Genomic DNA, 13208 nt, shown 5'->3' with positions numbered 1-13208 from the left:
GAAAATATAAATTTAGGGATAAAAAGGCAGGAAAAAATTAATTATTTTAACTACTAGAGGTTTTAATTATTCTATTGTATCTGTAGAGGTATTGATGATGTGGCTATGATAGTGATGTTAACTAATTACCTTAACTTCTGGAATTTTGATCGACAGAGAATTCAGAGGTTTTTAACTATTGTCTATAATCTGGTTAAGTCGCGAAATGCTGTAAATGTTATAATTTTCAAAATTTTGGATAAACAAAAATTTATGACGAAACTTGATATATTGAAAAATCGGAAATATTATAAATTTTTGGCAGCAGCTACTTACAGTATTATTTTCACAATTACATTAACAGGAATTTTTGTTCTTGCCAATATAATTTTTCCTTATCCTAACATTCCTAATTATCCTAGTTATGTTAGTCTTAAATTAAAAAACTTTGCCGAACACAAAGATGAATATAATGCTATTTTTATCGGTCCTAGTACAACTTTTCACGGTATAGTACCTAATTTATTTGATAAATTAATGGCAGGAAAAAACGTAGAAATAAAATCTTTTAATTTGGGATTTGGTGGAGCAACAGTAGCAGAGATAGACTTTTATTTAAGAACAATTATTGCTTTAAACCCTGCTAATTTAAAGTGGTTATTTATAGAATACCAAGATAGTTTGTATGAACACCTAAGTAATGCAGATTCTGCCAGAAGTATATATTGGCATACTCCCAAGGAAACTATTTTAGCTTTAGGTATAACGTTGGAACAACGAAAGCCCTTGCGAAAGAAGTTTTTTATTATTTATGGTAACTTAAAAAGTCTATTCTATAGAATTTTATGGATGGGTATATTTTCTGATTTTTGGTCAGAAAAAGTCTTAGGTTCTAATTTAGTTGAATTTATAAAACAACCATACTCCACACTTTTGATACAAGAATCTGGATATTCTGCTTCAGATGGGGAAAAAAAACCTGGTAAAAGTGAGATTGATCGTCGGCAAATATTTTTAAATAATTTAGATGATTATTATCAAAGGGTAGATAAGTTGAAGCAAAGGAACACTGCATCAATTAATTTCTCTAAAACTTATAGCTTGAAGGTTCTCAAAAATATGTGCGATCGCATCGAAGAACAAGGAATTAAGCCCATTCTTTTTATATCTCCAACTTTGGAATATCAAGAACCAACAGCAATCGAATTGTATAAACGGTACAATAAATCGGTAGTTTTTGCTTTCAACAATCCTGAAATTTTTCCTACTTTATATCAATTTGAAAGTAGATGGGGTTTCGCGCACCTAAATGACAGAGGTGCAAGGGAATTTACTCGTTTTATGGCAGAACAATTTGCTAAATATCTTGAAACAAAAAAATCAGGAATCTATCCTTTTTAACGAAGTCATATCAAATCCGGTTGAATATTTATTATATGAGATGGGGGGATGGGGAGATGGGGAGATAGGGAGATAGGGAGATGGGGAAATATTTGGTAATGTTTGAAGATGGAACATTTTTTTATACCGAATTAAACGGATTTGATATCTGACTATAAGATATCACTTTTAAATTTTGACTTTTGACTTTAGTGAATGGGGAGATGGGGAGATTTAAGGCGAGAAAGTGTGGATAGAATTATAAACATATACTGTATAAGCGGATTCTATATCAGAAGTCAGAAGTTATTTTTGTAATGCAGATTTGAGCAAACCTCAAAAAATATTTCGCTTTACAGTGGTTTTCATATTAATAAACCACAATGATACTGACTCCTTACTCATTACTCCTTACTCATTACTCCTACAACAGTTTTGTGGTCTACTCAACTGAAAAGCGCTGTAAAAGGTGGGGTTGCGCGACCCAATTATTTTGATAAACATTTGATAAACATAAGAAATGATTTTTACAGAATTTCGCTTCCTGTTTTTCTTCCTTACAGTTTTCTGTATCTATTGGATATTAAGGAAACACCAACATCGTAAAATTTGGTTGCTCATTTGCAGCTATCTTTTTTATGCCGCTTGGAATTGGCGCTTCTTATCTTTAATGTTGGCTTCCACAGTCATTGATTATATTGTTGGTTTGATGATATCAAGACCTATAATTGATGATGCTAATCCAGATGGGGAAACTAAGGAAACTGATAAAACGAAAAACTTTGATTGGAGCAACTTTGCGTCCAAACCTATAGACTCCCGACAACGCCAACTATGGCTAGTATTGAGTTTAATAGGGAATCTTGGTATCTTAGGATTTTTTAAGTACTATAACTTTTTCACTGATTCAGCCGCTAATTTTCTCAATTTTCTCGGTTTACCTATAAGTTTTCCCATTCTACAAATTATTCTACCAGTAGGAATTAGCTTTTATACCTTTCAAACCCTCAGCTACTCTTTAGATATTTACCGAGGTAAACTCAAACCAACTAAAAACTTTTGGGATTTTGCCTTGTTTGTCAGTTTTTTCCCCCAATTGATTGCTGGGCCTATTGTTCGTGCTGCTATCTTTTTACCTCAGTTATTGACACCGAAAATATTTAGTCAAGTGGAAGTTAGGAGTTATTTGATGCTGTTTCTGGTAGGATATTTTAAGAAAGCCTGTATCGCAGATAATCTTTCTCTTATAGTCGATAAATATTTTGCTAATCCAGAGATTTATACAGTAGCGAGTGCTTGGATAGCTGTAATCTCTTTGAGCATCCAAGTTTACTGTGACTTTTCTGGATATTCAGATATGGCGAGCGCATCTGCTGGCTTACTAGGCTATAAATTACCTTTAAATTTCAACTTTCCTTATTTTGCCAGTAACATTACGGAACTGTGGAAACGCTGGCATATTACTATGTCTAGTTGGTTCCGAGACTATCTTTATATTCCTTTGATGAGAAGGCGGGAAAAAAAAGATAGAACCAGTATATTCTCTTATAGTAATCTTATCTATACTATGCTGGTAACGGGACTATGGCATGGGGCAGCTTGGCACTTTGTGATTTGGGGAGGACTAAATGGTATCGCTTTAGCGGTACATAAAGAATGCTCAACGCGACTATCTCCCTACAAGAAATTACTACCTGTGAGAAATGCTCTAGGTGTTCCTTTAACGTTTTACTGGTTTTCTGCTTCTGGAATCTTTTTTCGCAGTGAAGATTTTTTTAGTGGCTTAACTATTGTCAAATCTTTTGTCTTATTTAATTCTCCTGGTACTGAAAACTTAGGACTTGAAGCTGGATGGATGTTTATACCTTTAGTATTGCTACATTGGGCAGCATACAAAAACTGGTTTACTAATTGGTGGCGTATAATTCCCAATTGGAGTTTTGCAGCCATTTATGGAGTTTGTGTCTCAGCTATTTTACCTTTAGTTAGAGTTGTTCATCAACCTTTTATCTACTTCCAATTCTAAGTTTCAAAGTAACAGAAAAAAGTCATAAAAAGCGGACATCCATTAAATGCTCAAACTCACTTCAGGATTACTTCTAAATTGTAAATTATAAATTTTATATCACGTTTCTGGATTTGTAATTTCTCCCATAAACAAAATAGTTCCAGAATCATTATCTCTAATTGCAAAAAAGAAGGGACGGTCAACTAACATATCAACCACTATTTCTGCACTTCTTGTTCCCATTATTACACTGGTAGTTGCTCCTGCTTCTGTTCCTGTTTCATTAACTTCAACAAATGTTTTATGTTTAACTTGATCGATATATAAATCTGCTGGAATAGGACGCATCCCAGAAAAATCTGCTGCCCTTTTGTCAAAAGCTATTTCCATTCCCAAAGATTTTAATACATTATTGAGGGTAACTTCATATTCAGTTTTAAATTTTGGCAAACCTAAATTAACCTTATGGTAGTCAAACATTAGCATCCAATTTTCCCAGTTTTTATCATTTAAAATTTGATAAAATTTATCTAATCCTACTTGTTCCCTAGGGAGAAATATATACATACTTACACGACCTTCTCCATAAGGTAAGCTAATTGCTTGAAAATCTTCATCTTCGTAATATAAATTTTGAGATGATTGAAACATAATTGGATGTTGTTTTTGGCTCCCATTAGGTAGATAAAAAGGCATTTCTTTAGTGGAACTTTCTGAAAATTCTTGTTCCCAATTAGCCTTAAAATAAATTGCATTTAACAAAACCATGACGGCATCTGGCTCTAGCTTGTCAATGATTTTAGAAATTTTTCCCTCAGTACAATCCTTGACCCAATTATTGATAATATCTGGTGTTTGAGGATGATTAAAGTCAATTTGACTTACTTTGCTCTGATAAAAATATTGATTTCTTTGTAGAAAGTTTGGCTCGAAAGATATTCCTTTTTTAGTCCAAATAGAATTACCAATATCTAATTCAATCTCAGAATTTAAACTATTTAATAAATTTCCCAACTGTCGATTTGCATGATTAACTTCGTCTAAACTCATTCCCTGAAAATTTAGAGTTTTAGCCATAGCTTCTTGAGTTTTTCCACTAGCACCATTGTAGGTCATTGATAGGGCGATCGCTATACTACTCGGTGAGATAAAGATATTTTCGTTTGACTGGGATTGATGAATTTCTGAAAATAGTTGAAAAGCAAATTGATTATTAGCAGAAACTAATTTCATACTTATGTCCATATATCCTGTTTGAGCTAACTTATTCTGGGTCTGATTTGTATGATTATCGGTATAATTTTTCTGACTCTTTAACTTTATTGCAGCGCCTGGTAAATGATAGATTCCAAAAATTACAATTAAAGCAATTGCCCCTAAAGACATTTTTGCCGAAATAGCATAACATTTATTTATCAGTTCTTTTAACATTTTATTACCTCAATGGAGTAAATCAATAATAATGACAATCGATTTAATTTTCAACGGTGCTAATTTATTTGTCTTACCATTCTGGGCATTAATAATATTTTTGCCTAATTGGAAAGTAACTCGCAAAGTTATGGAGTCTTTTATTCCTTTTGTATTATTAGTAGCCGTTTATCTTTATTTACTTATTAGTAGTATTACCCCTGAATCTGCAGCCGCTTTATCCAATCCTACTCTTTCAGATATTGCTAAATTCTTTGGAGAAGAATCAGCAGCAGCAACCGGATGGATTCATTTTTTAGTTATGGATTTGTTTGTTGGTCGTTGGATTTATTGGGAAGGACAACGCACTGGTGTTTGGACTGTCCACTCAATAATTTTCTGTTTATTTGCCGGACCTTTTGGTTTATTATCTCATATTTTAACCTCTTTTATAAGTCAAAAATTCTTCAGTAATTCCACGGAAAATACAACTTCAACACCTACTGTAAAAGGAGTATAAAATTAAGATACTTGATTCAAAAACCTTTTAACTTTATAAGTTCTTAATCAAGATTCAGTAGTTTCTCAGATGCCACTAATATTGTTAGGGTTAAATAAATGATTAGAAGATTTTAGGCAAGGGATAGTAGTTCATTAATTAATAATTGATAATGGATAATGAATAATTACCTCAAGAAAAACCGATAAAATTGAATATAAGGAAATATTATTTCTTTGTAAGCATTCAGCTATTAGCAGTCAGCTTATCCTTTCCTGCGGAATGCTGCGCAAACGGAATGCTACGCAAACAGCAATGAAAATGAACGATGTAGCTCCATAGACTTTTTAGGTTAACTGATGGACTTTTACAGTAACATTTAATTCTTTGAAATCTCGCTTATTACTTTTTCTTCTTTTAAAGGTAATGAAGCTGTTAACGTAGTTCCTCCGCAGGAGGCTAGCTGAGAGCTGAGAGCTGAGAGCTGAGAACTGACCGCTGAATGCTTACATTTCTTTAGTTCAAAAAGTGTAAGCATTTCCTGCGGAATGCTGCACAAACAGCAGTCAGCTAACAGCTATTTGTGATTAACTCATTATCACACCACAGGGGAATTCTCCTTGTGAGAAGAATTAAAAGCTATGAATCAAATTGGTCATTACTTAACCCTAGTCGTTGCTTGATTGTTTCATGCATCTGATAGCTAAATGAGACCTAGCTGAATACTTACAACAGATTTATTATTTGGAGGAAATTATTGTTTTTTTCTTGTTGCTTATTCCTGCTAGTTATTATGTCAGCATTCAACTTTTGTAAAGAATTAAAAAAACTTGGAAACTAATTACTTTTTCCTGTGAAAATAACTTAATAACTGATAACTTATAACTGAATTTATAGAGGTAAAATAATGGCAGTTCAATATGATATTGTAATTATTGGCGGTGGTTCTGCGGGTTTAGTAGTAGCTTCTGCTGCTGCTCAATTAAAAGCTAAAGTAGCATTAGTAGAACGGGATAAATTGGGTGGTGATTGTTTGTGGTTTGGTTGTGTTCCTAGTAAGTCTTTAATTCATGCTTCTCGTGTTGCTTATCAAGTAAAAAATGCTGCTAATTTTGGCATCTATACTCAACCTCCAGAAATTGAATTTGCTAAAGCAACTGGTCATGCTCAACAAGTAATAGCTAATATTCAACCCCACGACTCACCGGAAAGATTTAGAGGTTTGGGTGTTGAAGTTATTTTTGGGGAAGGTAAATTTATAGATAAGAAAACTTTTGAAGTTGATGGTCAACAATTAACTGCAAGAGCTTTTGTAATTTCTACTGGTTCTCGACCTGCAATTCCACCTGTGGAGGGGTTAAATTCTGCTGGTTTCCTAACAAATGAAAAGGTATTTTCTCTACAAGAACGACCAAATTCTGTGGCAATAATTGGTGCAGGTCCAATAGGTTGTGAATTGGGTCAATCTTTTTCTCGTCTTGGTAGTGAGGTGACTATTATTTCTAGTAGAAGTCATATTTTACCGAAGGAAGAACCAGAAGCTGCTCTAGTTGTACAGGAACAATTTGAGTCGGAAGGGATTAATATTTTAAAGGAAACTAGGGCGGAAAAAGTGGAAGTTGTGGATGGCAAAAAGCAAATAACTGCAGGTGGAAAAAATATTATAGTTGATGAGATTTTAGTTGCTGGTGGTAGGTTGCCAAATGTAGAATCTTTGAATTTAGAAGTTGCTGGTGTAGAGGTAGGAAAACAAGGAATTATTGTTAATGAAAAGTTGCAAACTACTAATTCTAAAATTTATGCTTGTGGAGATGTAATTGGTGGTTATCAATTTACTCATGTAGCTGGTTATGAAGCAGTTGTTGCTTTAACAAATGCCTTATTTTTTCCTATTAGTAAAGCCAATTACCGAGTTATTCCTTGGGCAACTTTTACTGACCCAGAATTGGCAAGAGTAGGGTTAACAGAACAACAGGCAAAGGAACGTTATGGAGATGATGTTTATGTATTGAAGCAACCTTTTTCTGGTGTAGACCGCGCTCAAGCTGAAGCAGCTACAACTGGATTTGGTAAGATTATTACTAGAGGAAATGGAGAAATTTTAGGAGCACATTTAGTTGGTATTTCTGCTGGTGAATTAATCCATGAAGTTGTTTTAGCAATGTCGAATAAATTGCCTGTTTCTGCTTTGACTGGGATTCATATTTATCCGACTTTATCTGAGGTAAATAGTAAGGCAGGTTTATTATTGAAAAAGCAGAAGTATGCCAAAAATTTATGGCAGCAGAATATGTTAGAGAAGTTCTTTAATTGGAGGCGGTCTTTTTAACAGTTATCAGTTAACAGTTATCAGTTTCCCAAAATCTATAATTTTCATTATCTACTTTAAAATCAAAATTTAACTGTAGTTACTGATAACTGTTAATTATTTGTTAGTTAAATAATTTAATTATCTTTATTACTTGTAAAACTTTGATATACTACGAATAAAAATAAAATTCCAAAGATAAATATAAATATACCATGTTCCCGAATTAAACTTTCTGAACCATCATCAATTTCTGCTGTTTCTAATCCTAATTTACGTTGCAAAGACTTCAAAATTCCATAAAGTCTCTGGGAAAGATTCATTAAAAAAAACGGGATATACTTCATATTTGAGTATTGATGCAAACGACTCTTCAATTATTATTGCTCAAATGTTGTTCAAAATATGCTATGATTGAACTATCTTAATTAATTTATACTATTTATAACAAAAATGTTAGAGGAAAACTAGGAAGTATATTCAATCTGATATTCGGATTATTTACCGCAAAGCTAAGTCTAGTCAAGCCATTATTAAAGAGCTACGATAATATGTTAAACCTAGCAATAATCCTACTCATTTTATTGATAATAAACTCTTACCTTTTGCAGAAGCTTTCTTCTATATTAGAAATGCTAATTATCAAAGTTATAAATATGCCGATCAAATAAATACTATTTTTAAAGCGCTCAATCAAATAGATAATAAAAATTGGATGCCCCCAGCTATTCTTTATTTATCTAAATACAGAAATAAACCGGAAAAGTTACTTAATTTTTTTCAAGATTTTGACCGCTTGGCATCTGGTTTAATGATAATGCGAGCCAATGTTAATCAACGAATAAAAACGTATGGAAGTTTGCTTTATGAAATTGAAGACGGAGAAGATTTGCAGAAATTTGACTCAGCTTTGCAACTAACAAATGATGAATGTCAAAAAATCATTAATTGTTTGAATTACAACTTTTTTGATAAGGAAAGAACTTGTCGTTATATTCTCCTACGTTTAGATACTGCTCTTTCTGAAGGAGGAGCTAATTACAACTTTCCCATCATTACTATCGAGCATATTCTTCCTCAAAATTCTCCTCATAATAGTCAATGGCTAAATTGGTTTCCTACTGAAGAACAACGTCTAAAATATACTAATTGTTTAGGTGATTTGGTACTTCTCTCTCGTAGAAAAAATCAGAAAGCTTCTAACTTTGAATTTGAGGAAAAAAAGCATAAATACTTTTCCACAAATGATAGAATTTTTCCTTTTGTTTTAACCACACAAGTTTTAACAGAAAATGAATGGACTCCAGAAATAATTGAAAGGAGGCAACAGAAACTATTAGAAAAATTGAAATAGCTTTGGCGTTTAGATGTTTAATATATAAGCATTGAGCTATCAGCTATTTGTTATTAACTCATTAATCAAAGACTTTTTGATAATTCATACAAAATAATGAGGCACAAATCTACTCAAATCTTGAGTCACAATTTCTCTATCTTCCCTCAGACAAATACCAGCAGCTTCTCCACGAATAACCCAAGCACCAACTATAGGATAATAACCATCAAAGTTCGGCAATTGATAATAAGATTGATAAATTAAACGTTCATCTTCATATATTCCTTCCGTTTGATATTCTCTATCTCCAAAATAAACCGTAATATTTCCTCATTGATCCGTTTCATTTACTGCTTTATTTTTTAAATTTTAATTTAGGATTTTCAGGACTTATCCAAACCAACTAAGAAACCTGGTTTATTTCCGTGATTATTTGTTCAAACCACGAAATCTCCTTCATAAACCCGGTTTCTGCGTAAGTCCTGATTTGATCAACCTTTACCACCGCCTCTACCCCCAAAACTACTACCACCTATACCACCTATACCACCTCTACTACCAAAACCACCTCTATTAACCGTACCAACAGAAGTTGTAGACCTTCCCGAAGGACTTTTGAGAATACCTGCATTACTAGGAACTGGTTGATAGCTACCACCGCTGTTTAGATAATAGTATGTTCTACTACTAGAACCACTAGAACTACTAGAAATATAGTAGCAGGGACCATCATAATAGCCAGGTGGATAACTGCCATCAGTTATCAGTTCGCATTTTTCATTGCTTACTTTGGAGAATAAGCTTCTAAAAGAGGCAAAAACTCACTTGTAGGGTTTGGTTTACTTACCAATGGATTTAAATTAATTAAATAATTTAGGTTAAAAACCTCCCCTTGAGAAAGCAAAAAAGTGCTAAGGTATTTCCTTATATTCAATTAAGAACGGTTTTAATCAGAAGTAATTATCCATTATTCATTATTCATTATCCATTAATGAATTACCAAGGATTACCAATTAGTGTAAAAGCTGACCAATAATAAGGGTGGGAAAAAGTTGCATCACCAAATTCTGCTAATTCTGGTGGTAGTTGTAATTCTCCCCTAGTTCCGTTTAACTCACCCTGATCTATACCTACTTTTCCTTTTAACATCACAACTTGAGCTTGTCGAAGTGCTTCTGCTTTTAGAGGTGTCTTTTGCAAATGCTCATAAAATTCTGTCATTAATGCTAATGTGCCAATATCACTAACATTCCATAAACTTGCTAATGCCGATCTGACTCCAGACTTTACTGTTAACCCGGCAAAACCCAATTCTGCTTCTCGATCTCCCAATGCAGTACGACAAGCACTCAAAACTAATAATTCTACAGGTGGTTGATTCAGTTTTAACTTTTCTACTTCATCTAAGCTAATTTGTTCATCATTCCAAAACTGTATATAAGACTTATCGGGTTTTCCTGGCCTAAATTCAGCATGGGTGGCTAAGTGAACTATTTCATAAGCTTGTTTTTGTCGTTGTTGTTGTAAATTTTTAACTGTAAATTCTTGATTTATAAATGCTTTACCTTCCCACAAAAATCGTGTAATTTTATTTATTTCTACTGGTACTGCTGGTAAAGATGATAATTCTTTAAATTCTGATGCTCCCATCGCTAAAATTTGAGCATTTTTAATTTTATTATAGTTAGTATCTATCAGATTAAATGCAGGAATTCGAGCAACCGCATACTTCTCGATAATAAAATTTTCTCCATCATGTAATACTGCTAATGGTAAAGTCCGCAAACCAAGACCTAAGCAAAACATTATGGTATCTATTTTTTCTGTTTCTAGTCTAGATTCTAAAGGCTTGACCATCCATTCATATAGTTTTTGAGCAGGCTCTAAATATGATGTAGTATTGCGTTTTCTGGGATTTGTTATTTCTACATTGAGCCTTCTAATTGTATTAATTAACTTTTGTCGATCTGCATCTGTAACACTATAAATTTCTGGTTTTGTGCCAGGAGTTATTAAGATTAGCTGCATTTGTTTTTGCCGTTGCCAAACCCAAATAACAGCAGGTTTTGTGCCAGTTTGCTGAGATGAATTACTGAGTGTTTCGGCTATATCTTCAGCCGTTACTGAAAAATCACCTAGATTTTCATCAAAGTAATTTTCATAGTCTCTTTCCCAATGTTGCTCAACTTCATTCACTGCTTGAATAAAGTTTTTTTGCTGCAAAAACATATCCCAGTCTTCTTCTTTAACGGCGATCGCTGATTGTTTTGGTAAAATAATGTTTAAGGTAATGGTACTAACAAAAAGCAATGTAAATAATAAACAAAAAATAATTCTTTTTTTCCAATTCTGATGAAACATCATTGTACTCCACAGGTTGGTGTTACTAGTTTAAGTATACTTGTTAAAAGTTAGTAGTAAAGACACCTATAAATTTGAAATGGGAAGTATGTTGAGATGATAAATTAATATTATATAGCAATTCCCAAAAAGCATGAGATACTCCCATTCGTTTGCTTTAGGCAACAGCAGTGTAACCCCCCGTCAGCGGCAGAAGCAAGCGATCGCTATATTTAGCATACCCTATATATAGTGTCTTTGCCTAAGTCCTGAAATAGATAAAGTATACCTCACGCTTACTGAGAACGCTATATCATGTCCGGATGAATACTTATAAAAATTAGGTAGTAGTTAGGACTGAGAAGAAGAGAAATAAATAAGGTATTAGGACTAGAAAAATGAGCAAATTTTTTTAGTCAGCATTCTATAGGAAATGAAATTGGTCATCATCTAACCCTAGTAATTGCTTTCTTTTTTTAAAAGCTGAATGCTTACTTTTTTGATCACTAATTAAGCAGAGATGATATTAGATAGATACTTAGATTAAAGTCCAAGATATTATTCTTTTTTATCATTGGCATTACAACAAAAATTATTGTGCATTTTTAAATTTTCCTAACTTCTTGAAATTAAATAATCTTTCCACAAATGAAAGTTAGTTGTCCTACCCAGTAAAAATACACCTTCTCCTTCTTTTCTTGATTGACTCAATAAATTACAGGTATTTGCTATAACATAATCTAGACAATCTCGATCCGCCAACAATACATCTTCTTCACTTTCATACAATGAAACTCCTTCATTACGCAAACATCTTCTAGCATAAAATACTGTAATATCTCGTCCTAATATTTGTTCAATCCACGATTTTGCTCCAATTGCAAATCCGTGATTTGGATTACACATAAATACTAATCCACAAATACTACTAATAATAGGTTTTATAACTTGTTCTTTTTCATTTAAAACTTTATCTAATGGTGAATTTTTACTTTTTAAATCTTGAGGAGTATAAACTATTTTATTGATTTTGTTCAATTCTTCAGATGATAATCTAGTCAAAGTTGTTGTAGCTACTTTTTGCTCTTTTAAAAATTCTATCCATTTTGCCTCTAAATTACATTCTTTAGCACCAGAAATTATAGTCTTTAAATATCTTTGAGAAGGTGGCACTCCCTCTTTTATTGTCAGAGCTGGTAATTTAATTTTTTCTCTGTAAGCTATATACGTTAAAGCAGTAATGGTGGTTGTTGAATAATAAGGTAAAACTTGTACATTTTCTTCTTGATAGACATTACCTTTAGCTTCTAATCCATCAATAACTGCTTTACATTCTGGTGACATTTCATATAAACAACCATGTACAATAGAATTTTTTTTATAAACTATATTAGCATAACTTGGATCGATACTATTAGTTGGTGTATGTAAATTAAATTTTAATTCAAAATCTTTTAGTATAGCTGGTTGAGAATGTAAAATTAATGATAATGGTTCTTTTTTGTATATTTCCTTTGTTTGAGGATTTGATGATAATTTGAATTCTAGCAAAGATTTAGACAAGTTGGAGCCATAAGCAAAGTATTTAATACTAGAAGTAGAACTGAATAATTGTTCTGAATTGGAAAACATATAACTTTAATTCGTAACTAATGAATAATTTTGATTTTATCAGGAGTTACCCAAGTATGCTAGTTGTGGCGGTGGTAATAATAGTTGATACTATTCTTGCATTTCAAGTTGTTCTGTACTCCAATGTGATTTGAGAATTTACTATCTTGTCCATTCAGCTAATACCAGTGAGGAGAAAGTATAAGTGAAGGAAGGATTTTAAATTAGGAGCTTTTCTTACCTTGACGACGGAGAACTGTTAAACCAGCAGCAACCACTCCAAAACCAAATAATGCAGTTGGTTCAGGTACTTTTTTTGTATCGGAGAACAAACCAC

The 13208-nt window shown here is 32.7% G+C and carries 11 protein-coding genes; 5 read left to right on the top strand and 6 right to left on the bottom strand.

The features are described from left to right. Positions 1–252 precede the first annotated feature (252 nt). Both ACP6PL_RS12600 and ACP6PL_RS12595 read left to right on the top strand, forming a co-directional pair. Positions 253–1380: a hypothetical protein gene (locus ACP6PL_RS12600; protein ID WP_426545606.1), complete on the top strand. Its 1128-nt coding sequence runs from the start codon at positions 253–255 to the stop codon at positions 1378–1380. Between the two features lie 499 nt (positions 1381–1879). Further along, the gene (locus ACP6PL_RS12595) at positions 1880–3385 is read left to right on the top strand and encodes an MBOAT family O-acyltransferase (RefSeq protein WP_426545605.1); all 1506 of its coding nucleotides are present in this window, start codon (positions 1880–1882) and stop codon (positions 3383–3385) included. 99 nt (positions 3386–3484) lie between these two features. On the opposite strand, the gene ACP6PL_RS12590 is transcribed toward ACP6PL_RS12595, so the two are convergent. After that, the gene (locus ACP6PL_RS12590; RefSeq protein WP_426545604.1) at positions 3485–4798 is read right to left on the bottom strand and encodes a serpin family protein; all 1314 of its coding nucleotides are present in this window, start codon (positions 4796–4798) and stop codon (positions 3485–3487) included. A 31-nt stretch (positions 4799–4829) separates the two neighbouring features. On the opposite strand from ACP6PL_RS12590, the gene ACP6PL_RS12585 reads away from it, so the two are divergent. Next, the gene (locus tag ACP6PL_RS12585) at positions 4830–5297 is read left to right on the top strand and encodes an ABA4-like family protein (protein WP_426545603.1); all 468 of its coding nucleotides are present in this window, start codon (positions 4830–4832) and stop codon (positions 5295–5297) included. A gap of 886 nt (positions 5298–6183) precedes the next feature. Then, positions 6184–7605 (top strand): dihydrolipoyl dehydrogenase family protein, encoded by a 1422-nt coding sequence (locus ACP6PL_RS12580; protein ID WP_426545602.1) that lies wholly within the window; start codon positions 6184–6186, stop codon positions 7603–7605. A 116-nt stretch (positions 7606–7721) separates the two neighbouring features. On the opposite strand, the gene ACP6PL_RS12575 is transcribed toward ACP6PL_RS12580, so the two are convergent. Next, the gene (locus tag ACP6PL_RS12575) at positions 7722–7907 is read right to left on the bottom strand and encodes a hypothetical protein (protein WP_426545601.1); all 186 of its coding nucleotides are present in this window, start codon (positions 7905–7907) and stop codon (positions 7722–7724) included. A gap of 392 nt (positions 7908–8299) precedes the next feature. Between ACP6PL_RS12575 and ACP6PL_RS12570 the strand changes: the two genes are divergently transcribed. Next, the gene (locus ACP6PL_RS12570) at positions 8300–8938 is read left to right on the top strand and encodes an HNH endonuclease family protein (RefSeq protein WP_426545600.1); all 639 of its coding nucleotides are present in this window, start codon (positions 8300–8302) and stop codon (positions 8936–8938) included. An 84-nt stretch (positions 8939–9022) separates the two neighbouring features. On the opposite strand, the gene ACP6PL_RS12565 is transcribed toward ACP6PL_RS12570, so the two are convergent. The 4 genes from ACP6PL_RS12565 to ACP6PL_RS12550 form a co-directional block, all read right to left on the bottom strand. Continuing rightward, a complete protein-coding gene (locus ACP6PL_RS12565; protein WP_426545616.1) occupies positions 9023–9244 on the bottom strand; it encodes a glutathionylspermidine synthase family protein in 222 nt (73 codons plus the stop codon). Between the two features lie 672 nt (positions 9245–9916). Continuing rightward, complete coding sequence (locus tag ACP6PL_RS12560) at positions 9917–11284, bottom strand: CHAT domain-containing protein (RefSeq protein ID WP_426545599.1); 1368 nt, start codon at positions 11282–11284, stop codon at positions 9917–9919. Positions 11285–11875: 591 nt separating this feature from the next. Then, positions 11876–12892: a gamma-glutamylcyclotransferase family protein gene (locus tag ACP6PL_RS12555; RefSeq protein ID WP_426545598.1), complete on the bottom strand. Its 1017-nt coding sequence runs from the start codon at positions 12890–12892 to the stop codon at positions 11876–11878. Positions 12893–13095: 203 nt separating this feature from the next. Further along, positions 13096–13203, bottom strand: a complete 108-nt coding sequence (locus tag ACP6PL_RS12550) for a PEP-CTERM sorting domain-containing protein (RefSeq protein ID WP_426545615.1) — start codon at positions 13201–13203, stop codon at positions 13096–13098. Positions 13204–13208 lie beyond the last annotated feature (5 nt).

The organism is Dapis purpurea BLCC-M126 (genome assembly GCF_050015975.1).
Taxonomy (GTDB): Bacteria; Cyanobacteriota; Cyanobacteriia; order Cyanobacteriales; family Microcoleaceae; genus Trichodesmium.
The sequence above is the reverse complement of the archived record's forward strand: the minus strand, read 5'-3'. Positions and strand labels throughout refer to the sequence as shown.